Here is a 24,719-nt window from a genome sequence, read left to right on the forward strand (position 1 = left end):
CACCCGTCTGGCAGCCGGAAAATTACCCTCCGGCGTTGTCTGCCTTCCAAAAAATCGTTACCATTGATGAGTTCTTTCAGCATTACGGTGCCGGATGAAAGATGCCGGATAATAGGGAAGTGCGTGTGAATCGCACACTGTGCCCGCAACTGTAAGATGGTATGTCGCGCGACGACAGGAGCAGCTCTGCTTTTGTGGCCGTTGCGGATCGGGTGTATCCACTCCGCCAACCTCTGATAACCACGGGGAATGCGGGGGAAGGCTGCCCGGAGGAAAACGTCGAAGTAATTTCGCAGCCATCGAAGTCAGGAGACCTGCCGTAGTGGTTGGCGCCGAATGGCTCCGGGAACAGAGCTTGGCGACCCGTTCAACGATCGAAACCTGGTTATTCCTCGATCTTTTTTCGTCAGTTCGCCCAAGCTGTTTCCTCAGTATGGCGGGGTGGTTTATATTGCGTTGAGCAATCTCACCGTCACGATACGCAACGGCATCCTCTGTGTGCTGACGTCAGGTAAGTCTTGGAATAAAAAGGATTTATCTATCAACAACCAATTATCGATTCTGGAGACTCCACATGAAAATCGCCCGCCTGTTCACTTCCCCTGGTGAAAACGTCTATGACCGTTTCGACTACACGCTCAGAACCTCCGTGCTGCGCAATACGGACGGTTCGAAGGTCTTCGAAATGAATAATGTCGAAGTGCCGGTATCATGGTCGCAGGTTGCCGCCGACATTCTGGCGCAGAAATATTTCCGCAAGACCGGTGTGCCACAGCGTGATGCCGAGGGCAATCTTGTCATCGGCGCGGACGGCCTTCCGGTGACTGGCAGCGAGAACTCCATCAAGCAGGTTGCGCACCGCATGGTGGGCTGCTGGCAGGATTGGGGAAAGCGGTACAACTACTTTGACAGCGATGAGGACGCACAGGCATTTTATGACGAGGTAGTCTACATGCTGCTGGCGCAGATGGCCGCGCCGAACTCGCCGCAGTGGTTCAACACCGGTCTCCAGTTTGCCTACGGCATCAATGGCCCGGCGCAGGGACACTTCTACGTCGATCCGGAGACGGGCGAAATCCGCGAGTCGGAAGACGCCTACAGCCGCCCGCAGGCGCACGCCTGTTTCATCCAGTCGGTCAAGGACGATCTGGTCAACGAGGGCGGCATTTTCGACCTGGCCGTGCGCGAGGCTCGCGTCTTTAAGTTCGGCAGTGGTTCCGGCACCAACTACTCCAACCTTCGCGGCTCGGGCGAAAAGCTCAGCGGCGGTGGTAGTTCGTCGGGTTTGATGAGCTTTCTGAAAATCTTCGATTCGGCGGCTGGCGCCATCAAATCGGGCGGCACCACGCGCCGCGCAGCCAAGATGGTCATCGTCGACATCGATCATCCGGATGTTGAAAAGTTCATCGAGTGGAAGGCCAAGGAGGAGGACAAGGTGGCCTCGATGGTGGCTGGTTCCAAAATCTGTTCGCGCTTCCTGAAAGCGATCGTCGATGAGGCGCTCAAGGGCGGCACCGACCGTCAGGAGAACGAGATGCTCAACACCCTCATCAAGAACGCCCTGCATCGCGGCGTACCGATGAGCTACATTTTGCGCGTGCTGGCGCTGGTCGAGCAGGGTTACACGACCCTCGATTTCGAAGAGTACGACACGCATTACGAGTCCGAGGCCTACCAGACCGTCGGCGGTCAGAACTCCAACAATAGCGTCCGCGTGACCAACGAGTTCATGAAGGCAGTGCAGAACGACGAAATGTGGGTGCTTCGCGAGCGCACCACCGGCAAGGAGGCCCGTGCCGTGCGCGCCCGTGACCTTTGGGAGAAGATCGTGATGAGCGCCTGGAAGTGCGCCGACCCCGGCCTTCAGTTCGACTCGACCATCAACGAGTGGCACACCTGTCCGAAGAGTGGCCGTATCAATGCCAGCAACCCGTGCTCGGAGTACATGTTCCTCGACGATACGGCCTGCAACCTCGCCAGTCTGAACCTCGCTCATTTCCTCGACGAAGAGACCGGCAAGATCAAAATCACCGAACTCCAGCATGCTTCGGCACTCTGGACAGTGGTGCTTGAAATTTCGGTACTGATGGCTCACTTCCCGTCTAAAGACATCGCCCGCCTGAGCTACGAGTTCCGCACGCTTGGCCTCGGTTTCGCCAACCTCGGGCGCGTCCTGATGGTGCTCGGCATTCCCTACGACTCGCCGCGCGCCCTCGCCATCGCGGGCGGCATCGCGGCGATCATGACGGGTCAGGCATACGTCACCTCCGCCGACATGGCCAAGGAACTCGGCGCGTTCGCCCGCTACCGCGAGAACAGCGACGACATGCTGCGCGTCATTCGCAACCACAGTCGCGCCGCGCGCAACAGCTCGGAGGAGGAGTACGAAGGGCTGGTCGTCAAACCTCGCGGCATAGACTCCGAGTACTGCCCGAAGGAGCTGTTCGAGGCCGCCGGAAAGGTGTGGGACGAGGCGCTAAAGAAGGGCAAGAAGTACGGTTTCCGCAACGCGCAGGTGAGTGTGATCGCTCCGACCGGCACCATCGGCCTCGTTATGGATTGCGATACCACGGGCATCGAGCCGGAGTTTGCCATCGTCAAGTTCAAGAAGCTCGCGGGCGGCGGCTACTTCAAGATCGTCAACCAGTCGGTGCACAAGGCGCTTGCCCGCCTCGGCTACTCCGACAAGCAGATCGAGGAGATCGAGAAGTATTGCAAAGGCCACGGCACCCTGCGCGGATGCCCCGGCATCAACCATCAGTGGCTCAAAAGCCGCGGCTTTACTGACGAAAAGATCGAAGCGGTCGAAAAGCAGCTTGAAAGCGTTTTCGATATCCGTTTCGCCTTCAACAAGTGGATCATCGGCGAGGAGTTCTGCCACTCCCTCGGCTTCACCGAAGAGCAGCTCAACGAACCTTCGTTCGACATGCTGAGCGAGCTTGGCGCGACGGAGGAGGACATCGAGGCGGCTAACGACTACGTCTGCGGCACCATGATGATCGAGGGCGCGCCGCACCTCAAACCGGAGCACCTGCCGGTTTTCGACTGCGCCAGCACCTGCGGCCGCAAAGGCAAGCGCTACATCAACCACATGGCGCACGTGCGCATGATGTCCGCCGTGCAGCCTTTTATCTCGGGGGCGATCTCCAAAACGGTCAACATGCCCAGCAGCGCTACCACCGCTGAAATTGGTGACGTCTATGAGGCCGCATGGCAGTCGATGGTCAAGGCGATTACCATCTATCGCGACGGCTCCAAGCTCTCGCAGCCGCTCAACATCTCCAATGCCTCGCCGCAGGATGAAGTCATCATGCTCGGTACCGAGGAGGATCTTGACGAGACCAAGGGGCCGAAAGAGGTGCAGGAGCGCATTGTCGAGCGCGTCTATCACCGCTCCGAGCGCCGGATGCTGCCGAAGCGCCGCAAAGGCTACATTCGCGAGGCGTACGTCGGCGGCCACAAGGTGTTCCTCAGAACCGGCGAGTACGAAGATGGTTCGCTGGGCGAGGTGTTCATCGACATGTACAAGGAGGGCGCGTCGTTCAAGGGGCTGCTCAACTGCTTCGCCGTGCTCGCTTCCAAGGCGCTCCAGTACGGTATGCCGCTCGAAGAGCTGGTGGATAGCTTCACCTTCACCCGCTTCGAGCCTGCGGGCGCGGTGCAGGGCCACGAAGTCATCAAGAATTCGACTTCGATTCTCGACTACGTTTTCCGCTCCATCGGCTACGATTATCTCGGGCGCAAGGATTTCGTGCACGTCAAAGCGGTCGATGAGGTGCCGGAGGTGCCTGCCAACGGTAACGGCAATGGAAGCGGCAACGGCCACGCGCCGAAGTCAAAGGCCACGGAGCTGGAACTCGCCGCCCACGCCACCAAACCGCACCACGACGAAAAAAGCGTCCTGAAAAGTCAGGCCGCCCAGGCTAAAATGCAAGGCTACACAGGCGAACAGTGCGAGAATTGCGGATCGGTGAGAGTGAAGCAGAACGGCACTTGCAAAGTGTGCGAGGATTGCGGAATGACGACTGGTTGTTCGTGAGAATGATTTGATTGATTCTGAAAGCGCCGGGTGCCAGCCCGGCGCTTTTTTGTGGGTGGATTTGAGTTTGATATACGGTTTGAGTGCAAGATTGATCCCGATTCATTTGCTTTGTGCTCGGACTGAGGTAGAACACAATAGCAATTTGGATTATTCCTTAGTTATATCTGTTGTGCTGTTAAACTAAAAAATATCCCGTTTTATGTTTGGAGGAAAAACAACGTGGGAATATGGTATGGAATTCGAGATGTGTATGCGTCGCATATTTGGTGATGAGGCGAATCATATCGCTGGGGGTTGTCTTATGGGCAGTTATCGAAAAAATGGGTACAGAAGTTTTTAAAACAACTAATTCGCGATGTGCAGGATCTCGATACGACGCAAGAACATCGTGAGCATGTATCAGAAAATCTTCAAAGTCTTCTTAACAGCAATTGGACTGGTGAAGATGCGTCTTGGCGTGTTGTTTTCAATATTCTTACAATACTCGCAGAACTGATGGGCTATAGCGAGTTTAGTGGGAAACGTGTTTTTATACCGGCATATTGGCAATCTTTAAATACTCATCTTGATATAGGAAATGCAAACGGCAAGTGTGATGAACTTCAAAAAGAGTTTAAGTCAGCCGCCGGGCATCGCGCCGATGTGATTAGGTATTTAAAGGATAAAGGCTTGACTGATTTTGAGGTGGCTATGACCTTGAAAACATCCGAATATGAGGTAAAGAAGCTCAAGAAGGGTATCTGAAAAGTCTCTGGACAGTATATAGTTAAATCGCTCGCCTTTAAGTTGATAATGATATTTTGAAATCTCAGATGAAGATGGATTATCAGAAAATTAAAAAGAGGTTAGGTTACTCTTTTGCATTTGTGTTTGGATTTTTTTTCGGCATAAGCACATGTGTTAATTTTACTATTGATGCAAAGTGGACAGATTTTGTTTCTTTGGCTTTTACTGCCGCAGGTGTTGCATTAGGATATATAACTTTTTTTCGCTGGTGGCGTAATAAGAAAAAAGACGACTCATATCGTGTTTCAAAAGATTACTTGAATGCTTTAAATGAAGTGCAAGAGGTAATAAGAGAAATCGACTTTCAGTATTTTTATTTATGCCCTGCTCCTGGCTTGCTGGTTGAGGGAGATGAGGTTTCTTTCAAGCGTATCAAGCAGGTTGATCAATTAAGTCATCAGCTTTATCTGTGTCGTGTAAATTTGGTTAATGCAAAAAGTGAATTGAATTTTTGGGACGTAAATTTGAGCGCGGCGTTTGAAAAAGAACATGAAGAGTTGTTAAAGTGTCTTGCAAATCTTAAGGTCGTAATGACGGGGTTGAGTAGTCAGCTTTTTCATTATTATAAAAATCATTCTAATGAGTATATGACTGAGATTGATAGACATAAAAAAATGTTTAATGGTTATTTAAAATCTATTCGAGATATTTTAAATAAGCGCAGATCATTAAAATTCGATGGAATTTTTACTTTTAAATGATGGATTAAGACTCTGGGACGTTGATCCGTTGCTGAAAATACAAAAGCTTTTAATGTAGGACAGAATCCCGGTTTTGTTCTTTTTGCAGGAGTTTTTCGTAGAGAGATTCGGGAGCGATATCCGCTCCGTTGGGCCAAGCGATGGTTCCACCTTCGATAAAAGCTTTTCTGAAAAAGCCCGGCTCCTTGAGAGGAGCGAACACAGGCCCTTTCTCCGGGTACTCTGAAAAATCGATCTCTCCACGCAAACCATCATCGAAAGTGACATGGTAAGTGGCTCCGCCGACGTACGTTATCCCGATCTTCCCTGAATTTTGTTCTTTTCCTTATTATGCGCTGAAGAACCATCCGGAGAAATCCCATGCACCTGAGCATTCCATTGAAACAAATGAGCGTCGAAGAGAAGCTGCAAGCGATTGAAGAAATCTGGGCAGACCTCGCCAGTACGCCGGCGAACATTCCCTCACCAGCCTGGCACGCAGACGTCTTGCAGGTTCGGGAAGAGCGCATCGCCGAGGGGCGAGCACAGTTTCTCGATATTGAAGAAGCAAAAAAAGCCGTCCGGGAAAGACTCGGATGAGAGTCCAACTCCTTGACGAAGCGACCGTTGACCTGGCGGACGGGTATCGTTTTTATGAACGTCAAGCCGAGGGGCTGGGCGAGTATTTCCTCGATTCTCTGTGGTCAGATATTTAGTCACTACGCCTTTCCGGCGGCGTTCATGCCATCTTCTTCGGCTACCATCGTCTCCTTTCCCGTCGCTTTCCCTACGCTGTGTACTACCGCGTCGATGGCGGAATTGCTCGTGTCCGGGCTATTCTCGATTGCCGCCGTGATCCAGAATGGATAACAAAACGGCTGGGATAATCGAAGGTTCTCCTCCTAACAAGAGCATACCTGAGCCGATTTGCGTTTTCAGTTGGAAATGCGCTGCAATTCCTTGATTCTCACCCCGGATATTCTGAACTTTGAATAGGCTAAGGAACAGCTGCCCGACTTGGCTGGCAAGGCTTTGCGTTCCTGTTTTTTTGAAGTGTTGGGGGCTTGTAGTTCATGATGTTGCTCAAATAACTTGAAAGGAGGTCTCGCATCTCCAGGTTCATTTCAATTCTGATCTCCGCCGTGCTGGCGCTGTTTCTACTCACGGTTCGCGCGTAGGCGAAAGCGGCTTCGGTGAGGCTGGAGCCGGAGGTTGTCCTTGGCGCGTTCACTGGACTCGTCGAAAAGCATCTCGAAGGTATTTTGTGCACGGAAAAAGCGATTGCTGTTTCAAAAGAGAAGAGGTGATGCCAGCCAAATGGGACGAGGTCAGGCCGCTGCTCGATCGCTTCAGCCGCGATTTGCCAACCAATGCGACGGTATGGTTCATGATGCCCGACGGCAGCTACTACGCCACCGCGAAGGGCGGTTTCACCGATCAGAATCTCAAGGATTGTACCTGTTTCCCAAAACTCATCGGCGGCAAGGAGGTGCTTGGCGAGCTGGTCATCAGCCGTTCGACGGGGCAGCGCTCGATTGTCGTGGCCGCGCCGGTCGTTGCCGATGGCAAGGTGGTTGCGGCGGTTGGCGTTTCGGTCGATGCGGTCAAGCTTATCGAAGTTGTCGAATCCCGTATGACACTGCCGGAAAACGCCTACATCTACGCGCTTGATGCCAAGACCAAAGTCACGCTGCACCGCTATCAGGCCCGGACGTTCAAAACGGTTTTCGAAATCGGCAATGAGAGCCTCGGCGACACTTTCAAAAAGGTGATGCACAGGGAGCAGGGCGTTTTCAACTATTCGCTTGAAGGCAAGAAGATGAACTCGATTTTCCGCAAGTCCCCGGTTCACGGCTGGTACTTCTTCATTGCCCAGCAGTGCAAGTAAGATGAACAGAGACCACGAATTCATGGCGCTGGCCCTCGAACAGGCCCGGAAGAGCTACGATGAGGGCGGCGTACCCGTCGGGGCGGTGATGGTCGAAAATGGTAAGGTGCTTGCCGCCGGGCACAACCAGCGCGTGCAGCAGGGCGACCCGATTGCCCACGGCGAGATGGACTGTATCCGCAAGGCGGGCCGCTGTGCCCGGTACGACACCGTGACGCTCTACACGACGCTCTCTCCTTGCATGATGTGCGCAGGCGCAATCGTCCAGTTCGGCATCGGGCGGGTCGTCGTGGGCGAAGACCGGAATTTCAAGGGCAACGCTGGATTTCTGCGCGAGCACGGTGTCGAAGTCTCGCTTCTCGACGACGAAGGGTGCCGAAGCCTCATGGACGCCTTCATCGCCGAACGCCCCGACCTGTGGGACGAAGACATCGCAGGGAACGGGTGAGAACGCCTCCAGCATTTGGTTAAAGACAGCAATCATTTTATGAATTCAACGAACATGAATTTTGTTATCCGCCTGAAAGATGTGGTCGATGCGATAGACCAGCCTGATGAAGAGCGACGGGCGTTTCTGAATATCAGGACGGGTCGGATTGTGACCTTTAGCCGCGATGCGCTGGATGCGGTGGAGTTGGGTAGCGCTGTCCGGGCGCGCGAGGAGGCGCTTGTGCGGGAAGCCGGGGAGGCGCTGCTTTCCGGCGATTACCGCGAACTGCCGGATCAGTTCGACATCAATGACTGTTCAATTATGCGACGCTTCTGCCAGACGGTTGAAAATGACGAATTGCGTCGCGGCTTGCTGAGAAGCATTCAGGGGCGCGGAGCCTCCATGCGCATCAGGAGCACGGTGGATGCGTTTGGCGTTGTTGAAGCGTGGAGCGCTTTTCGCAACGAGGCGCTGCAAGCCATCGCTATCGACTGGCTGGGGAACCTTGGGATTGCGTACAGCGGAGAGTGAGTGCGAAGGGCAGATACGCAGGTCTGCCCCTACAGAGAGTATCGGTTCCGCGCAACACCCCGTCGATTACGACGCCACAGCTGCCTGCTTCGGAACCGGATGCCAGCAGGTGCCCGAAGGCGCGGGTTCGATGGTGCATTCGACGAGGTTCATGTCTTTGATCATGAGCGTGCGCGATGGGTGGTGACGCACCAGATCGTAGTCGTGGGTGCCAATGATGACGCTGATCCCTTTGGCGTTGATCTTTTTCAGGTATTCGAGGATTTCAATCGAGGTTTCGGGATCGAGGTTGCCCGTCGGTTCGTCGGCGATGATGGCTACCGGATCGCCGACCAGCGCGCGGGCGATCACCACGCGCTGCTGCTCGCCGCCGGAGAGGTTCTGCGGCATCTCCTTGGCGGCCTGTTCGAGACCGACCTCCTTCAGGGCGGTCATCACCTTCTCCTTGATGAGCGAATGCTTGGTGCCCGTCACCTTGAGCACGAAGGCAAGGTTGTCATACACGTTGCGGTCTTCGAGGAGCCGGAAGTCCTGAAAGACGATTCCAAGCTTGCGCCTGAGCACGGCGATTTTGCCTTTCCTGATTTTCCTTGAGCTGAAGCCGTTGACAATCACTTCCCCTTTCACCGGTTTGATCTCCATGTAGAGCGATTTGAGCAGCGTGGTTTTGCCGCTGCCGCTCCGTCCGACGATATACACCAGTTCGCCGGGCTGGATGGTGAAGTTCAGGTTTCTGAAAATGGGCTTTTTTCTGATGTCGAGGTCTGCGTTGACGAAAGCGATCATGGGTTACCCTGTGGTTTGCGTTCTGTTCGTTGCGATGGTTGCGGCGAGTTTGGCGGCTTCGAGAAAGCTGCGTTCGGAGGCTGTACCCTTGCCCGCCTTGTCGAAGCCGGTGCCGTGGTCGGGCGAGGTGCGCACGATGGGCAGGCCGAGCGTGACGTTGATGCCCGTGTCGAAGGCGAGCACCTTGAAGGGAAGCAGCCCCTGGTCGTGGTACATGGCAACGATGAGGTCGTAATTCCGGTAGCGTTTCGCGCCGAAAAAGCCGTCCGCCGGAAACGGCCCGTCGATCTGCATCGACGCCGCCAGCCGCTCGATTGCCGGACGGATGACTGTTGTCTCTTCATTGCCCATGACGCCGCCGTCCGAGGCGTGCGGGTTGAGGCCGAGCACGGCGATTTTTGGCGATTCGAGCCGGAAGTCGCGCTGCATCGATCCGGCGAGCGTGGTGAAAAAGCCGTCCATATCCATCGTTCGCACCAGCTCCGGCACCATCGAGAGCGGTTCGTGGATCGTCGCCAGTGCGACCTTGAGGCCGGAGACGGGATCGACGAAGAGCATGATTTGCGACGAGACGCCGAAAAATCCGGCGAGGAAATCGGTGTGGCCGGTGTTTCGGTACCCGGCGAGCGCAATTGCCTCTTTGTGCAGCGGCGCGGTGACGAGCGCGTCGCAGATGCCGTCACGGCACAACGTGGCGGCGGTTTCGAGCGAGCGCATGGCGATCTCGCCCGCGCTTTTCGAGAGCGAGCCGGGCTGAATGAAGTCCGGCTCGGCGACGCTCAGGACGTGCAGCACGCCCGGCTCCGCCGCGATTTTCGCGATGGCCTCCGGCCCCTCGATTCGCCGCAACTCGACTGGCAAGCCGAGCAGGTCACGGTAGAATTCGAGCGCTTTCAACGATCCGGCAACCATGTAGGTGTCCTCTCCCGAAGGCAGCGCGAGCACGCTTTTCAGGATGATTTCAGGGCCGATGCCGTGAATGTCGCCGGTCGAAAAAACGATGTGCATTTGTCAGAGCCTTTTGTACGCGGTCGCGATTTTTTCGTCCTTCTTGACGCCGAGCAAGGCAAGCCAAAAGAGTACCGGTTCGGGAAGCAGCATAAAGAGACCGCTGCCGGGTGCAAAGCTCACCGATGAGGCTTTCGTTTCGAGATACTGCTTCAGGAAGTGCCCACCCGCGAGACCGGCTAGCAGGTCGGCGGCAAAGAGTACGAAGCAGAGCGTGATGAGCGTCTGCTGGAGTTTGCGGTTCTTGTACAGGAAGATGGTTGCCAGCGCCACGATGCCGGTGAGCGGCGAGAGGATGCCGCCGCCGATGCTTCCGGCGGTGACGATCAATCCTGCGCCCTGCACATCCATGAAGTCGCCGAAAAGAATGACGTGGTCGGTCGTGAAGGTCCAGAACGGGAAGGCCATGCTGCCGAAAGCGAGCAGCGCGGCGATGAAGAGGTAGAGACTTTGGATTCTGCTTAACATGGTTCGCGGTGTTTTGTCAAGTGGTCAGATATGTACGGAATATACGGAAATCACGATTTCGTCCGGCAATGCTGTGCTATATCCCTGGCGATAATCGCGGTGGCTCCGAGCCGGGCGTTGACGAAGCTGCTGGATTTTGCTCCGGTATGCTTCAGATGCCCGGCATCCTCGACCAAAGCGCTCAGGGCTTTGCGGAGTTCCGGTTCATCGGTGATGACCGTGGCCGCTCCGGCTTCGATCAGTCCGGTGGCTTCGGGCGAATTGCCGTATCGCGGGCCGAAGAGCACCGGAATGCCGTGGACTGCGGGTTCGATGGTGTTGTGCACGTTCACGCCGAAGCCCCCGCCAACGTAGGCGATAGCGGCGATGGTGTAGAGTTCGGCGAGGTAGCCGGTCTGGTTAACCACCAGCACCTGCTGTGCGGGGTCGAATTGCTCATCCATCTCCGAAATGGTCACCGCTTTGATGCCCTGTTGCCGCAGGTTGTTTAGCAGGCGCTCGATGTTCGGTCGATCCACCTTGTGCGGCACCAGCACCAGGCTGAGCTTCTGGCGGAGCGAAAGCCACGCGGGGATCAGAATCGCCTCGTCCGGCTCCCAGGTGCTTCCGCCGACAAGCACCATCCTGTCGCGGAACAGCGGCTTGAGCTTCGCCGCCCGCTCGTCGCTTTTTTTCTGCCGTTCGACGACCTGGTCAAATCGCGGATCGCCGGCGGTGAAGACGTTCTTGCAGGCGAACTGGTTCAGGAACATTTCGCGATCTTTGCTGTCGATGGTGTAGATGGCGTCGAACAGCGAAAAGAGGTCCCGGTAAAGTCCCCTGAGCCAGGGCTTGAGATAGGGCGAACCCGGCGGGAGCGCGGCAGCGGCGAGTATCATTCGCGCTCCGCTTTTTCTGATGGCTTCGAGGTGGTTTGGCCAGAAGTCGTAACGCATCAGCATGAAGATGTCCGCGCCGATCATATCGACCAGTCTCCGGGCGTTCTCCGGCGTGTCGAGCGGCAGGTAGAAGACCGCCGCCGCGTCGGGGTAGTGCTTGCGCGCTTCGTAACCGGAGTCGGAAAAAAACGAAACCGCGACGTCCATGTCCGGAATCTGCGCTCGGAGTTCGGCGATGATCGTGCGGGCCTGCTCGAATTCGCCGACCGACGAGGCGTGAATCCACAAACGGCACGATGGTTCCGGCAGCGCATGCAGGCGCGCTTCAAGCTCCTCGAACAGGTTTTCTCGCGCATCCAGAAAGCTCTTCAGTCTCGGCTTGCGCGACGACAAAAGCCGCAGCAGATTCGGCTGAAGCGGGGAGAGCAACCGGTATGCGGCGAGGGCGAGTGAGGCCATGGTTCGTTGAATTGGTCAAGGCTTTGCTCAAGGTAAGAAAAAAGGTCACCTCGAAAAACTTGCTCCCCGTTCGCTCACGACACTTTTTCGAGGTGCCTAAAATGCGACAAGGCGTTGGGTTGCGTATATTGCTTGTGTAAAGGTCTGTCAAACGATCCATTGCGGAGATTCCTGAACATGCCGCATCGCCAGCTTGATCATACCGCCGACCTCTGTTTCGAGGTGACTGCGGGTAGTTATCCGGAACTGTTGGGCGAGGCTTTGTGCGCCATGACGGAGTGGATCGGGCCGGAGTGGAAAAATAGTGCGGTTGAACGCCCGTTCCGGATCGAAGCGCCTGACCGGGTAGCACTGCTGGTCGATCTGCTCAACGAAGCGCTCGCCCTGTCGCAGATTTACCGCGAAGCTTACGGCGCGCTTTCGATCCGCTCGAGCGGCGAGGAGTTCATCGAAGGCGCGTTTCTCGGCAGGGCGATTTCCGGCGCGCGGAATGAAATCAAGGCCGTAACCTGGCATGGCGCGAAGGTCGAGCAGCGGGCTGACGGTTCGTGGTTGGCAATCCTGTTGATGGATATCTGATGGAGGGCAGGCGAGTATTCGCCGGGTTGCCCGTGGGCCGGGAGCTTGCCGAGGCAGTCGGGGAGTTCCGGCAGGGGCACTCCGGGTTGAGAGTGCGCTGGGTGAAGCCGGAGAATCTGCATCTGACGATGGTGCCGCCGTGGCAGTGCCTCAATGTCGATGCGGTCTGCCGGGCGCTGAGCGGGGAAGCCGCGCGGCAAGCGCCGTTCGAGGTCTCGTTCGAACGCGTCTCGTTTGGTCCCGATCCGCGTCGTCCACGCCTCATCTGGGCGACGGGCAAAGCGCCTGCCGGGATGCCGGAGTTTGCCCGCAGTCTGCGTGCTCCAGTCGGAGCACCGGGCGAACCGCGCAAATCATTCCTCCTGCACCTGACCATAGCTCGCTTCAACTCGCACGATTTCAAGGCGATGGGAGCGCACACACTTCGCGAAACAGTGTTGTGGTACGGTACACTCGACACGATCTGCCTTTACGAATCAATTCTCAAACCTGGTGGCGCGCACTACCGCGAACTCTGCCGTTTTGGGCTTGGCGGAAAATCTGTGGTTGGGTCGATGCCGCCGCCGGTATCGGCTTAAAAAATTAATTCGTCTTTGGCCGGATAAAATCGTACTATACAATTCGATTTTTGTTGTGGTGATAATGCCAAGAAAGAGTTGGAAATCCGGATGGCCAGTAGGGCCGCGTTTTTCCGCTGATTGTGATGGATCGATGGCAGACTCAGGGTCTGCTGCATGATTGATGTGAGACTACCCCCTCTTCATTTCTCTTCTTTCCAGCATTGCAACCACTCCTGAGATTGTCTCAGAAGTACAATCTGAACGTGTTTTTGAGGTTGCATTTGCTTGCGTCCATAGTCATTCCGGGTCTGGCGTTGCCGGACCAAGAGTCTGAATAAATCCCTTGACGTATTTTAGATCAGTCGCTTGTTGTGACTTGTCGAGAATGCTGGATTTTCTCCCGATTGGTCGGGATCAGCATTGACCATCGAATGTATCTCGAATTGCCTGTTGTGACTTTCTTTTGATGGCAGCCACTTTTTTATCAATGACCCGGAAGGAGACAATGAACGAACCAACCATGAGCGAACAGCAAGACAATTCCGTGAATTTCCGCAGCCTTGAACTGGCTGAACCCCTGCTTCGGGCCCTCGAAGCGGTCGGTTATGAAAATCCAACCCCCATTCAGGCCAGCACCATTCCGCTGCTTCTTGAAGGTCGTGATGTGCTCGGTCAGGCCCAGACCGGCACCGGCAAAACGGCGGCGTTTGCCTTGCCAGTCCTCTCGAATATCGATCTTTCTGCCACCGATCCGCAGGCGCTTGTGCTCGCTCCGACCCGTGAGCTGGCGATCCAGGTGGCCGAGGCGTTTCACACTTACGCCGAGTTCATGCCGGGCTTTCACGTGCTGCCGATCTATGGCGGTCAGGATTACGGCGTGCAGATCCGCAACCTCAAGCGCGGCGTGCATGTGGTGGTTGGCACTCCGGGCCGCGTGATGGATCACATGCGTAAGGGCACGCTGAACCTCGACAACCTGAAGTGCCTCGTGCTTGACGAGGCCGACGAGATGCTGCGCATGGGCTTTATCGACGATGTCGAGTGGATTCTCGACCAGACGCCTGAAAGCCGTCAGGTGGCGCTCTTTTCGGCCACCATGCCTCAGCCGATTGTACGCATCGCCCGCAAGTATCTCAAGGCTCCGGCCGAAATCACGATTCAGACAAAGACCACCACGGTTGAAACCATCCGCCAGCGCTACTGGATGGTCGGCGGCCACCACAAGCTCGATGCCCTGACCCGAATCCTTGAAGTGGAGCCGTTTGACGGCATCATCATTTTCGTACGTACCAAAACCGAGACCGTGGCACTTGCCGAAAAGCTTCAGGCTCGCGGTTACGCCGCTGCCGCGCTGAATGGCGACATGGTGCAGTCGGCCCGCGAACGCACCATCGAGCAGCTCAAGGACGGCACGCTGAACATCGTTATCGCCACCGACGTTGCCGCTCGCGGCCTCGATGTTGAGCGTATCAGCCACGTTATCAACTATGACATTCCGACCGACACCGAGTCTTACGTGCACCGCATCGGCAGGACCGGACGCGCCGGACGCAGTGGCGAGGCGATCCTGTTTGTCTCTCCGAGAGAGCGCGGGATGCTCTTCGCTATCGAGCGAGCCACGCGCAAGCGCATCGAGCTGATGGAGCTGCCCTCGACCGAGATCGTCAACGACAAGCGCATCGCGAAGTTCAAACAGCGCATCACCGACACAGTTGGAGCCGAAGACCTCGAATTCTACATCGGCCTGATCGGGCAGTACTGCCAGGAGCACGACGTTTCCGAACTCGAAGCCGCCGCTGCGCTGGCCAAGCTGTTGCAGGGCGACGAGCCATTCCTGCTTTCCGCGAAACCTGAGCGCGAACGACCGGTTCGCCGCGAAGAGCGGGAGCCGCGCTACGACCGAGAACATGGACGCGATTCGTTCCGTGACGATTTTCGTAAAGAGCGCGAGCCGCGCAGGCAGAGCAAGGGTGGTTTGTACTCGGACGAGAAGCGGGAAACCTATCGGCTCGAGGTTGGTAAAGTTCACGATGTCAAACCGGGCAACATCGCTGGAGCGATCATCAACGAGATCGGTCTCGATCCCGAAGCGGTTGGCAAGATCGTCATCAACGACCAGTACAGCACGGTTGAACTGCCTGCCGGAATGCCGAACGACGTGTTCCAGGAGCTGAAAAAGGTCCGGGTGTGCGGACGCCAGCTCAGGGTCTCGAAAATGGATGAGCATCAGGGTGGCTACGGCGACCGGCACGACCGTGGATTTGGCGGTGATCGCAGTGGCAATCGCAGCTTTGGAAAAGATCGTAGTGGTGACCGTGGATTCGGCGGCGACAAGAAGAAGAGCTTCGGCAAGCCCTCGGGCGGAGGCAAGCGCAAAAAAGATGATGGTGCGTTCTTCACCGGTTTTACCGGCACCAAAAAGAAGCGCATGAAGGACTGAGCGTTTTCTTCAGCTCACGATTTGAAAGAGCCTGACGCGATGAGTCCTGCCGCGTCGGGCTCTTTTGCTTTTCACCCCACAGCGCATACATTTTAATCATAAGTACTTTTCGCATCCAGTCTGCCGGTGATCCGGTTCACGAAAACAGGGAGTTGCGATATGGAGATCGAGTTTTACGGGGCGACGCGGCGGGTGACGGGTTCCTGCCATATCCTCAGGGCTGCCGGTTACACGGTGCTGCTCGATTGCGGGCTGGTGCAGGGGAGCCGCGAGGTCGAGGCGCTGAACCGCGAGCCGTTTCCGTTCGAGCCGTCCGAAATCGATGCCGTGGTGCTCAGCCACGGCCATATCGATCACTCGGGTCGCCTACCACTGCTCGTCAATCGTGGCTTTCGTGGGCCGATCTACACCCATCACGGCACCATCGAGCTGTGCGAGATTCTGCTTCGGGACTCGGCGACGCTGTCCGAAAACGATGCCCGTTTCATGCGAAAGCACGGTCAGCGCGACGACGAGCCGCTCTACACGGTCGATGACGCCCAGCGCTGCGTCAGGCAGATGGAGGGCGTCAGGTACGGCGAGCGGCGCGAGGTTCTGCCCGGCATCGCCGTGACGCTGCTCGATGCGGGGCACATCCTCGCCTCAGCGTTCGTCAAGCTTGAAATCACGGAGGGCGACGCCACCCGTACACTCGTTTTCAGCGGTGACCTCGGGCAGTACGATTCGCCGATTCTGAACAATCCCGACGCCATCGCCTACGCGGACGTAGTGCTCGTCGAGAGCACCTACGGCGACCGATTGCACCGCAATTTTGACAGCACCGTGAAGGAGATCGGCGAGATCATCGAAACCTCGCGGCGCGACTGCGGCAACATTCTGATTCCCGCCTTTTCGATTGGCCGCAGCCAAGAGCTGCTCTACCTTTTCGGCGAGCACTACCGCGAGTGGGAGCTGGAGCAATGGCAGGTGTTCCTCGATAGCCCGATGGCCATCGAAGCAAGCCGTATCTACTGGCTGCACGAGGAGTTATGGGACGCCGAGGCCCGCCTGTTCCGCCGTCACATGCGCGGTATGCCGCCCGTCGGCAACCTGCACCTGACCCGCAGGGTGGAGGAGTCGATGAAGATCAACGAACTCCGCGAGGGCGCGATCATCATCGCCGGAAGCGGCATGTGCAACGGCGGGCGCATCGTGCACCACCTGAAGCGCAACATCGAGCGGCCCGAGTGCCACATCATCATCACCGGCTTCCAGGCGGAAGGGACGCTTGGTCGGGAGATCGTGGAAGGACGCAAGGAGGTTCGGCTACACGGGCGGAGCTACCGGGTTCGCGCACAACTGCACACCATCGGCGGCCTGTCGGCGCATGGCGACCGCAGCGATCTGTTGCGCTGGTTGAAGAGCCGGGAGGGTTCTCCGCAGGTGATGATTGTGCATGGCGAGGAGGGCGTGAAGGAGTCGTTCAAAGGCTTTCTGCGCGATGAACTTTCGGTCGAAGCGCTCATCCCGAAACCCGGCGACCGGCTCGACCTCGTATCGAACGAACTCTATCGGGTTGAATCTGAATAATGTTCAAAATGCTCATGACGATTACGACCATTAAAGAACTCATTCCTGTCTTGCAAACAGCCATCGGCCCGGTTATTCTCATCTCAGGTATTGGCCTGCTTCTTCTTACCATGACCAACCGCTTGTCGAGAGTCATCGACCGTTCGCGGGAGCTGCTTGACGAGGCCGACAAGCTTTTCGGCGTTGACCGCGCCCGCATCGACCGCGAGATCGACGTGCTCTGGCGACGCGCTCGTTATGTGCGGAGCGCGATCATGCTTGCCGTGGCAAGCTGCCTGGGCGCGGCCACGCTCATTATTTTGCTGTTCCTGACCAGCCTGTTGCAGATCGATGTGCCGCTGCTGGCCTCGATAGTCTTCATCGTCAGCATGGTCAGCCTGATCGGTTCGCTTATCTTTTTCCTTTTTGACGTCAACCTCACGCTTTCAGCGTTGCACATCGAGTTCGAGGGGCACAGGAAGAAGAGTTGAGCATTATAAATGATGAATGGAAGAGGGGGAATATCTCGCTCTTCCATTCATTTTTTTCGTCCACACCGTCACTTGCCCCTCTTTTTGTACGTTCCAATCAGCACGGTTTCGCCGAGAATATGGCCTTGCATGGCAGCTTCCACGTCGGCTTTGAGTGGGGAGAGCAGGTCGTCAATGACGGTGTCGAGCGCGTAGAGCTTGAAGAAGTAGCGGTGTGTGCCGATGGGCGGGCAGGGGCCGCCGTAGCCGCCACGGTTCCAGCTGTTGAATCCTTCCTGCATTTCGGTCTCGGCGGGGTGGTTTCCGGCTCCTTCGGCGAATCCTGTTTTTCCCGGTGGAATGTTGTAGAGCACCCAGTGTACCCAGGTGAATTTCGGGGCTGCCGGGTCTGGTGCGTCGGGATCGTCCACGATGAGCACGAGGCTTTTCGTGCCTTTGGGGATGTTTTTCCAGGTTAGCGGCGGCGAGATGTTTTTGCCTTCGCAGGTGTAGAGCGCCGGGATCGCGCCCATGTTCCGGAATGCCGTTGAGGTCAGTTCAAAAGTCATGGCTTCTCCTTTCTGGCCAGCCCGGAGCATGACGGGCATGAGCATCAGCAGTGCAACAAGCGCAGCCAGAGGGTTTTGGATTGATCGTGACATCATGATAACGAGTGGTTGAGGTGCTTCAGGGATGTTTCGCTGGAACGCTTACCTGCGGCTATTGGTTCTCTGTTTTCCCCGGTGAAAACGATGAATGAAACCAACGGAGGCGAGATGGAGAGGTCGGCAATCAGGCAGATTTCCGGTTGGCTTTGGGAGATTCCGCGTTCGTACCGCAGCGACATGCGGGTGCCCGCGCGTTTTTACGCATCCGAAGCGATGCTGGAGCAGATTCTCGCCGATCGTTCGCTGGAGCAGCTCGTCAACGTCGCCACGCTGCCGGGTATTGTCGGTTTTGCGCTGGCGATGCCTGACATTCACGAGGGTTACGGCTTTCCGATTGGCGGCGTGGCGGCGTTTGACCCCGATGCGGGCATCATTTCGCCCGGCGGTATCGGCTACGACATCAACTGCGGCGTGCGTCTCTTGGCAACCAGCCAGCCTTTCGAGAGTGTTCGCGAGAAGATTCCCGATCTCGTCAAAGAGATCTACCGGCAGGTTCCCTCCGGCGTCGGGCATGGAAACCGGATCACCTTTTCATCGAAACAGCTTGAGCAGATTCTTCGTGATGGTGCGCCCCGCATGGTGGCGTTTGGTTACGGAGAACCGGAAGACCTTGGCCATATCGAGTCCGGAGGCGTGATCGATGTGGCCGATCCGTCGAAGGTTTCACAGTACGCGAAGCAGCGGGGTGGCGATCAGCTCGGCACGCTCGGCACGGGCAACCATTTCGTGGAGATCGATCGGATCGATGCCATTTTCGATCAGGAGGCCGCCGTGCGCATGGGCTTGTTCGAGGGGCAGATCGTCATTCAGCTCCACACCGGTTCGCGCGGTCTCGGCCACCAGATCGCCACCGATTACATCCGTGTCATGAACCGCGCCATGCCGAAATACGGCATCGAGGTGCCCGATCGGGAGCTTGCCTGTGCGCCGTTCTGCTCGCCGGAGGGGCAGGAGTACTTCAGCGCCATGTCGGCGGGCGCGAACTTCGCGTGGGCGAACCGCCAGCTCATCACCTGGGAGATTCGGCAGGCGTGGCGCGCGGTCGTCGGCGACGATCCGTTGCGCGTGGTTTATGACGTGGCGCACAACATCGCCAAGGTCGAGACGCACGAAATCGACGGCCATCGCCGCCAGCTCCTCGTGCACCGCAAGGGCGCGACCCGCGCGTTTGTCGGCCAGCCGGTGATCATTCCCGGCAGCATGGGCACGGCCTCGTTCGTGTTGGAAGGCGGGCTGGCCTCGATGCACGAAAGCTTCGGTTCGTCATGCCATGGTGCAGGCCGCCGCATGTCGCGGACGAAAGCCAAGCACATGGTGCAGGGCAGCCAGCTCAGGCAGGAACTCGAAGCGATCGGCGTCTCCGTGCAGGCCGGTTCGATGCAGGGTCTCGCCGAGGAGGCTTCCGCCGCCTATAAGGATATCGGCGAAGTGGTCAGCACTGTCGTCTCGGCAGGCATCGCCCGAAAAGTGGTGAGGCTCGTACCGGTAGGGGTGATGAAAGGGTGAAGAGAATTAAGAAAGAGGGGGCACTGCTTGCCCTTCCTTTTCTCCGAATTTATTATCCCCGCGGGTGGAATGTTTTGTGCACTTCCTTGATGAACGAGCGGTCGATGTGGGTGTAGATCTGGGTGGCGATGATGGAGCTGTGGCCGAGCATCTCCTGCACAACGCGCAGGTCTGCGCCGCCTTCGAGCAGGTGGGTGGCGAAGGAGTGGCGGAAGGTGTGCGGGCTGATCGGTTTTTCAATACCTGCGATGACTGCGTGCTCACGCACGATGTTCCACGCAGCCATGCGCGAGAGCGGGCCGCCTCGCGAGTTCAGGAAAATAGTGTCGTGCGAGGTTGCGCTCATCATGCCGGGGCGCAGCTCGTCGAGGTAGCGTTTCATCCACGAGATGGCCGTCTGGCCGACGGGTACAAGCCGCTCTTTCGATCCTTTGCCGAAGACCCGCACGAAGCCGTCATCCATGTGCAGATTCAGTCGGCTGAGCCCCAGCAGTTCGCTGACGCGGACTCCCGTGGCGTAGAGAAATTCGAGCATCGCCTTGTCGCGCAGCATGAAAGTGCTAGTCGGATGCCGCTTGAGCGGGGCGTCGAGCAGCGTAGCCATCTCCTCGATGGTCAGCACTGAGGGGAGGTAGCGGGCGAGTTTCGGCTGGTGGATGTTCTCGGCGGGGTTCATCGTCGCGAGCCGCTCAGTCAGCAGGAATTTGTGGAAGGAGCGGATAGCAGAGATGTTCCGGGCGATCGAACTCGCTTCGAGGCCGATCTCATGCAGCTCCTGAATGAATTTCCGGATGTCGCCCGGCGCGGCCTCTTCAGGTTTGACGCCGCACTCGTGCAGCCAGGCAAGGTAGCGGCCAAGGTCGTTCAGGTACGAGGCGCGCGTGTTGCCCGAAAAATTGCGTTCGAGGGTCAGGTAGTTCAGGAAGGTTTCGAGCGTTTTCCGCCACGGCTCCTCGCGTTCTGGCATCTTTACCCCTCCGTTTTGCGGAACCGTGCGGCGAAGCCGCCGTCGAAGCCCTCGTGCGAACCGGGCAGCGTCAGTCGCGACGCTTCGGCGATGAACTCCGGGTGGCGTTTCAGGAACGCTTCGGTCTGAAGCTCGTTCTCCTCTGGCTCGACCGAGCAGGTGGCGTAGAGCAGCACGCCGCCGGGCCGGAGCAGCGAGGCGGCGCGGTCAAGCATCGCAGCTTGCAGCGCGGCAAGCTCCCGCAGCTTTTCGGGCGTCGTCCGCCAGCGAAGTTCGGCGCGGCGGCCCAAGACGCCGGTGCCGGTGCACGGCGCGTCGAGCAGGATGGTGTCCATCGCGCATCCCGGATCGAAAGTGAGCGCGTCGCCTTCGCGCGGTTCGATGATGGTGATGCCGAGTGCCGATGCGTTCGAGGCGATTCGCGCGACTTTTGCGGGGGTACGGTCGAGCGCGATGATGCGCCCGCGATTCTCCATCAGTTCGGCCATGAAGGTCGATTTGCCCCCCGGCGCGGCGCACATGTCGAACACCGTGCTGCCCGGCTCTGGTGCGGCCATGAGGCAGGCCTGCCCTTGCGCCGGATTCTGCACGCTGACGAGTCCCTCCTTGAGCAGCGGTTCGAGCAGGGCGAACTGCTTGGAGAAGAAGAATCGATCGAGTCCATCTGCGTCCGCAACTCGTTTTGCGTCCGAAAGTTCGGGCCTCGCCAGCAGCGTTTCGGGATTGGCCTTGAGCCGGTTGATTCGGTAGCCGGTAGCAGGCGGCAGATTGCCGTGCGCGAGCATCGCGAGCGTCGCGTCGGGGCCGTAGCGCATGAGCCAGCGGGCGGCGAGCCACTCCGGGAAGGAGTAGAGAATCGAGAGGCGTTTCGACTCCGGCATCTCAGCCGTCCATGCGTCAAGATCGATGGTCGCTTTCGAGATGTTGCGCAACAGACCGTTGACCAGCCTGGCCAGATGGTCGCCCTTGAATTTGCGGGCGAGCTTGACCGATTCGTTGACCGCCGCCGATTTTGGCACACGGTCGAGGCGCAGAAGCTGATAGACGCCGAGGCGCAGGATGTGCTTGAGTACGGTGGCGGCTTTGGCGTAGTCGTGCCGGTAGAATCGCGCGATGATGAAATCGCACTGAAGCCGGTACTTCAGCGTTCCAGCCACCAGCTCTTTTGCCAGCGCACGGTCATTCTTGCCGAGGCCGGCGTGTTCGTGCATCCGGTTGAGCAGCTCTTCGGATTTGCGCATACCGTCGAGTTCGAGCAAAACACGAAGGGCGAGTTCACGTGCGGTCATGGATAAGGAGGATGACGACTGTTTTTACTGAAAGCAGGTAGCAGCGTCTTGTAAAATAGTATCATCTGTCGTAGATTCCTGAAACTTGAACGTTCTTTTTCAGATTTCGAGCTATCATCCAGAAAGGCGGAGGGACTGGCCCTGCGAAGCCTTGGCAACCTTCATTCCACATGAGCGGTGCCAAATCCATCCCGGAGGAAATCCGGGAAAGATGATGTATGCATTCCTGCTGATTTCATACCTCACTTGATGCTTCCCGCACATACCTCCTGACCCCGACCGCGCACTACGGATCGAGCGCTTCAACCTTGTACCATTTGCCATGAGTGAGGATAACACCTTCCGGTTCGAGACCTTGCAGGTTCACGCCGGGCAGGAGCCTGATCCGGTGACCGGATCGCGCGCCGTGCCCATTTACCAGACCACCTCCTACGTGTTCGAGAACGCCGAGCACGGCGCTGACCTGTTCGCGCTTCGCAAGGCGGGCAATATCTACACGCGCCTGATGAACCCGACCACCGACGTGCTCGAAAAGCGCATGGCGGCGCTCGAAGGGGGCAAGGCGGCCCTCGGCGTGGCGAGCGGCCACTCGGCGCAGTTCATCGCTATTGCCACCATCTGCCAGGCTGGAGACAACATTGTGTCATCGAGCTATCTCTACGGCGGCACCTACAACCAGTTCAAGGTCGCCTTCAAGCGCCTCGGCATCGAGGTGAGGTTCGTGGATGGCAACGATCAGGAGGCGTTCCGCAAGGCTATCGACGAGAACACGAAAGCGCTCTACATGGAGTCGATCGGCAATCCGGCGTTCCATGTGCCCGATTTCGACGCTATCGCGAAGATTGCCCGTGAGAACGGCATTCCGCTGATCGTCGATAACACCTTTGGCTGCGCGGGCTATCTCTGCCGTCCCATTGATCACGGCGCGTCGATCGTGGTCGAGTCGGCCACCAAGTGGATCGGCGGGCACGGCACCTCGATGGGCGGCATCATCGTCGATGCCGGAACGTTCGACTGGGGCAACGGCAAGTTTCCGCTCTTTACCGAGCCATCGGAAGGCTATCACGGCCTGAAATTCTACGAAGCGGTCGGCGAGCTGGCCTTTATCATCCGGGCGCGGGTCGAGGGACTGCGGGATTTCGGCCCGGCGATCAGCCCGTTCAACTCCTTCATGCTGTTGCAGGGACTTGAAACGCTCTCGCTTCGCGTGCAGCGCCACCTCGACAACACGCTTGAACTGGCCCGCTGGCTCGAAAGGCACGATGCGGTTGCGTGGGTGAACTATCCAGGCCTCGAAAGCCATCCGACACACGCCCTGGCAAAAAAATATCTCACGCATGGCTTCGGCTGCGTGCTGACTTTCGGCGTGAAGGGTGGTTATGAAAACGCGGTGAAGTTCATCGACAGCGTGAAGCTGGCGAGCCACCTGGCCAACGTGGGTGATGCAAAAACGCTCGTCATTCATCCGGCATCGACGACGCACCAGCAGCTCAGCGCCGAGGAACAGGTATCGGCGGGCGTCACCGCCGATATGGTGCGCGTGTCGGTTGGTATCGAGCATATCGATGACATCAAGGCTGATTTCAGCCAGGCTTTCGAGAATTTAGCATGACCCGGATGGACCATAGATCGATCATTTCCGACACTACACAATATTTTGAATCGAACGAGCCGTTACAGCTCGAACTGGGAGGGGAGCTGCCCGGAGTGAGGGTCGCTTACCGTACCTGGGGTACGCTAAACGCAGAGAAAAGCAACGTGATTCTGGTCTGCCACGCGCTGACCGGCAACGCCGACGCCGACAGCTGGTGGTGCGGCATGTTCGGTGAGGGACGGGCGTTCGACGAGACTCGGGACTTCATCGTATGCAGCAACGTGCTTGGAAGCTGCTACGGAACGACCGGGCCGATGTCGGTGAATCCGCTGAGTGGCAGGCACTACGGTCCCGATTTTCCGCGCATTACCATTCGCGACATGGTGAATGTTCAGCGATTATTGCTTCGTTCGCTCGGCATCGACCGGATCCGGCTCATCGTTGGTGCATCGCTTGGCGGGATGCAGGTGCTCGAATGGGGCGCAATGTATCCCGAAATGGCCGGGGCGCTGATGCCGATGGGCGTTTCGGGTCGTCATTCGGCGTGGTGCATCGCGCAGAGCGAGGCGCAGCGGCAGGCTATCGCCGCCGATGCGGAGTGGCAAGATGGCTGGTATGATCCGGAGGTGCAGCCACGCAAAGGACTTGCCGCCGCGCGGATGATGGCGATGTGCACCTACCGCTGCTTCGAGAACTACCAGCAACGCTTTGGCCGCAAGCAGCGCGAGGACGGCTTGTTCGAAGCCGAAAGCTACGTGCGTCACCAGGGCGACAAGCTGGTTGGGCGCTTTGATGCAAACACCTATATCACGCTCACCAGAGCGATGGACATGCACGACCTCGGGCGCGGACGCGACTCCTACGAAGCGGCGCTCGGAGCGCTGAAGATGCCGGTCGAGATTCTCTCCATCGACTCGGACGTGCTCTATCCCAGGCAGGAGCAGGAGGAACTTGCCCGCCTCATTCCCGGCTCACGCCTGCTTTTCCTTGACGAACCCTATGGCCACGACGCCTTTCTTATCGACACCGAGACCGTCAGCCGCATGGTCTGCGAGTTCAAGAGGCAGTTGATAGTTGACAATTGATAGTTGATAATGAAAGAGGCGCGGTATTTTGCCGCGCCTCTTCTTTTGTATCCTGCC

The 24,719-nt window shown here is 57.5% G+C and carries 24 protein-coding genes, 1 pseudogene and 2 riboswitches; of the genes and pseudogenes, 17 read left to right on the top strand and 8 right to left on the bottom strand.

Annotated features, from left to right (window positions below):
- Positions 1–68: 68 nt before the first annotated feature.
- Positions 69–337: riboswitch (cobalamin riboswitch) on the top strand.
- The 4 genes from AYT24_RS02720 to AYT24_RS02735 all read left to right on the top strand — a co-directional run bounded on the left by AYT24_RS02720 (position 337) and on the right by AYT24_RS02735 (position 5,529).
- Entirely contained in the window at positions 337–609 is a 273-nt protein-coding gene (locus AYT24_RS02720) for a hypothetical protein (RefSeq protein ID WP_010932264.1), read from the top strand. Its footprint overlaps the riboswitch before it by 1 nt.
- Positions 575–4,039: a vitamin B12-dependent ribonucleotide reductase gene (locus AYT24_RS02725; protein ID WP_164926886.1), complete on the top strand. Its 3,465-nt coding sequence runs from the start codon at positions 575–577 to the stop codon at positions 4,037–4,039. The genes AYT24_RS02720 and AYT24_RS02725 overlap by 35 nt, the downstream gene beginning before the upstream one ends.
- A 360-nt stretch (positions 4,040–4,399) precedes the next feature.
- Positions 4,400–4,786, top strand: a complete 387-nt coding sequence (locus AYT24_RS02730) for a hypothetical protein (RefSeq protein ID WP_164926887.1) — start codon at positions 4,400–4,402, stop codon at positions 4,784–4,786.
- Positions 4,787–4,860: 74 nt separating this feature from the next.
- Positions 4,861–5,529, top strand: a complete 669-nt coding sequence (locus AYT24_RS02735; protein WP_164926888.1) for a hypothetical protein — start codon at positions 4,861–4,863, stop codon at positions 5,527–5,529.
- Between the two features lie 49 nt (positions 5,530–5,578).
- Here AYT24_RS02735 and AYT24_RS02740 read toward each other — a convergent pair whose 3' ends face one another.
- A complete protein-coding gene (locus tag AYT24_RS02740) occupies positions 5,579–5,830 on the bottom strand; it encodes a DUF2442 domain-containing protein (protein ID WP_164927217.1) in 252 nt (83 codons plus the stop codon).
- 59 nt (positions 5,831–5,889) lie between these two features.
- Between AYT24_RS02740 and AYT24_RS02745 the strand changes: the two genes are divergently transcribed.
- The 5 genes and pseudogenes from AYT24_RS02745 (at position 5,890) to AYT24_RS02760 (ending at position 8,357) form a co-directional block, all read left to right on the top strand.
- Positions 5,890–6,108: an addiction module protein gene (locus AYT24_RS02745; RefSeq protein WP_010932270.1), complete on the top strand. Its 219-nt coding sequence runs from the start codon at positions 5,890–5,892 to the stop codon at positions 6,106–6,108.
- Positions 6,105–6,395, top strand: a pseudogene (locus AYT24_RS10715) (type II toxin-antitoxin system RelE/ParE family toxin). Before AYT24_RS02745 ends, AYT24_RS10715 begins: the two are co-directional and overlap by 4 nt.
- Positions 6,396–6,814: 419 nt before the next feature.
- Complete coding sequence (locus tag AYT24_RS02750; protein WP_164926889.1) at positions 6,815–7,396, top strand: PDC sensor domain-containing protein; 582 nt, start codon at positions 6,815–6,817, stop codon at positions 7,394–7,396.
- A gap of 1 nt (position 7,397) precedes the next feature.
- Positions 7,398–7,844, top strand: coding sequence for a nucleoside deaminase (locus AYT24_RS02755; RefSeq protein WP_010932275.1), 447 nt, complete (start codon positions 7,398–7,400; stop codon positions 7,842–7,844).
- 54 nt (positions 7,845–7,898) lie between these two features.
- Entirely contained in the window at positions 7,899–8,357 is a 459-nt protein-coding gene (locus AYT24_RS02760) for a UPF0158 family protein (protein ID WP_226986848.1), read from the top strand.
- Between the two features lie 66 nt (positions 8,358–8,423).
- Here AYT24_RS02760 and AYT24_RS02765 read toward each other — a convergent pair whose 3' ends face one another.
- The 4 genes from AYT24_RS02765 to AYT24_RS02780 are packed head-to-tail and all read right to left on the bottom strand — an operon-like array spanning position 8,424 to position 11,956.
- Positions 8,424–9,143: a cell division ATP-binding protein FtsE gene (locus tag AYT24_RS02765; protein ID WP_010932277.1), complete on the bottom strand. Its 720-nt coding sequence runs from the start codon at positions 9,141–9,143 to the stop codon at positions 8,424–8,426.
- Between the two features lie 3 nt (positions 9,144–9,146).
- Positions 9,147–10,151 (bottom strand): 4-hydroxythreonine-4-phosphate dehydrogenase PdxA, encoded by a 1,005-nt coding sequence (gene pdxA / locus AYT24_RS02770; RefSeq protein WP_010932278.1) that lies wholly within the window; start codon positions 10,149–10,151, stop codon positions 9,147–9,149.
- 3 nt (positions 10,152–10,154) lie between these two features.
- A complete protein-coding gene (locus AYT24_RS02775; RefSeq protein ID WP_010932279.1) occupies positions 10,155–10,619 on the bottom strand; it encodes a DUF4293 domain-containing protein in 465 nt (154 codons plus the stop codon).
- A gap of 50 nt (positions 10,620–10,669) precedes the next feature.
- Positions 10,670–11,956, bottom strand: coding sequence for a 3-deoxy-D-manno-octulosonic acid transferase (locus AYT24_RS02780; protein ID WP_010932280.1), 1,287 nt, complete (start codon positions 11,954–11,956; stop codon positions 10,670–10,672).
- A gap of 159 nt (positions 11,957–12,115) precedes the next feature.
- On the opposite strand from AYT24_RS02780, the gene AYT24_RS02785 reads away from it, so the two are divergent.
- The 5 genes from AYT24_RS02785 to AYT24_RS02805 all read left to right on the top strand — a co-directional run bounded on the left by AYT24_RS02785 (position 12,116) and on the right by AYT24_RS02805 (position 17,574).
- Positions 12,116–12,535: an archease gene (locus AYT24_RS02785; RefSeq protein ID WP_226986849.1), complete on the top strand. Its 420-nt coding sequence runs from the start codon at positions 12,116–12,118 to the stop codon at positions 12,533–12,535.
- The gene (gene thpR, locus AYT24_RS02790; protein WP_226986850.1) at positions 12,505–13,113 is read left to right on the top strand and encodes an RNA 2',3'-cyclic phosphodiesterase; all 609 of its coding nucleotides are present in this window, start codon (positions 12,505–12,507) and stop codon (positions 13,111–13,113) included. The genes AYT24_RS02785 and thpR overlap by 31 nt, the downstream gene beginning before the upstream one ends.
- A gap of 502 nt (positions 13,114–13,615) precedes the next feature.
- Positions 13,616–15,535 carry a DEAD/DEAH box helicase gene (locus AYT24_RS02795; RefSeq protein WP_164926891.1) on the top strand — a complete coding sequence of 640 codons (1,920 nt, stop codon included), beginning with the start codon at positions 13,616–13,618 and terminating at the stop codon, positions 15,533–15,535.
- Between the two features lie 159 nt (positions 15,536–15,694).
- Positions 15,695–17,104 carry an MBL fold metallo-hydrolase RNA specificity domain-containing protein gene (locus AYT24_RS02800; protein ID WP_010932285.1) on the top strand — a complete coding sequence of 470 codons (1,410 nt, stop codon included), beginning with the start codon at positions 15,695–15,697 and terminating at the stop codon, positions 17,102–17,104.
- Between the two features lie 14 nt (positions 17,105–17,118).
- Positions 17,119–17,574: a DUF2721 domain-containing protein gene (locus AYT24_RS02805; protein ID WP_164926892.1), complete on the top strand. Its 456-nt coding sequence runs from the start codon at positions 17,119–17,121 to the stop codon at positions 17,572–17,574.
- A gap of 68 nt (positions 17,575–17,642) precedes the next feature.
- On the opposite strand, the gene AYT24_RS02810 is transcribed toward AYT24_RS02805, so the two are convergent.
- Positions 17,643–18,122: a YbhB/YbcL family Raf kinase inhibitor-like protein gene (locus AYT24_RS02810; RefSeq protein ID WP_164927219.1), complete on the bottom strand. Its 480-nt coding sequence runs from the start codon at positions 18,120–18,122 to the stop codon at positions 17,643–17,645.
- A 207-nt stretch (positions 18,123–18,329) separates the two neighbouring features.
- On the opposite strand from AYT24_RS02810, the gene AYT24_RS02815 reads away from it, so the two are divergent.
- The gene (locus tag AYT24_RS02815; protein ID WP_010932288.1) at positions 18,330–19,727 is read left to right on the top strand and encodes an RtcB family protein; all 1,398 of its coding nucleotides are present in this window, start codon (positions 18,330–18,332) and stop codon (positions 19,725–19,727) included.
- Positions 19,728–19,779: 52 nt separating this feature from the next.
- Here the strand turns inward: AYT24_RS02815 and xerD are convergent, their stop codons facing one another.
- The gene (gene xerD, locus AYT24_RS02820; RefSeq protein WP_010932289.1) at positions 19,780–20,694 is read right to left on the bottom strand and encodes a site-specific tyrosine recombinase XerD; all 915 of its coding nucleotides are present in this window, start codon (positions 20,692–20,694) and stop codon (positions 19,780–19,782) included.
- A 2-nt stretch (positions 20,695–20,696) separates the two neighbouring features.
- Positions 20,697–21,983, bottom strand: a complete 1,287-nt coding sequence (rsmB, locus tag AYT24_RS02825) for a 16S rRNA (cytosine(967)-C(5))-methyltransferase RsmB (RefSeq protein WP_010932290.1) — start codon at positions 21,981–21,983, stop codon at positions 20,697–20,699.
- 111 nt (positions 21,984–22,094) lie between these two features.
- A riboswitch (SAM riboswitch) is annotated at positions 22,095–22,201 on the top strand.
- Positions 22,202–22,305: 104 nt separating this feature from the next.
- Here rsmB and AYT24_RS02830 point away from each other — a divergent pair.
- The gene (locus tag AYT24_RS02830) at positions 22,306–23,595 is read left to right on the top strand and encodes an O-acetylhomoserine aminocarboxypropyltransferase/cysteine synthase family protein (RefSeq protein WP_010932291.1); all 1,290 of its coding nucleotides are present in this window, start codon (positions 22,306–22,308) and stop codon (positions 23,593–23,595) included.
- Positions 23,592–24,662: a homoserine O-acetyltransferase MetX gene (metX, locus tag AYT24_RS02835; RefSeq protein ID WP_010932292.1), complete on the top strand. Its 1,071-nt coding sequence runs from the start codon at positions 23,592–23,594 to the stop codon at positions 24,660–24,662. Before AYT24_RS02830 ends, metX begins: the two co-directional genes overlap by 4 nt.
- Positions 24,663–24,719 lie beyond the last annotated feature (57 nt).

Source organism: Chlorobaculum tepidum TLS (genome assembly GCF_000006985.1).
Classification (GTDB): Bacteria; Bacteroidota; Chlorobiia; order Chlorobiales; family Chlorobiaceae; genus Chlorobaculum; species Chlorobaculum tepidum.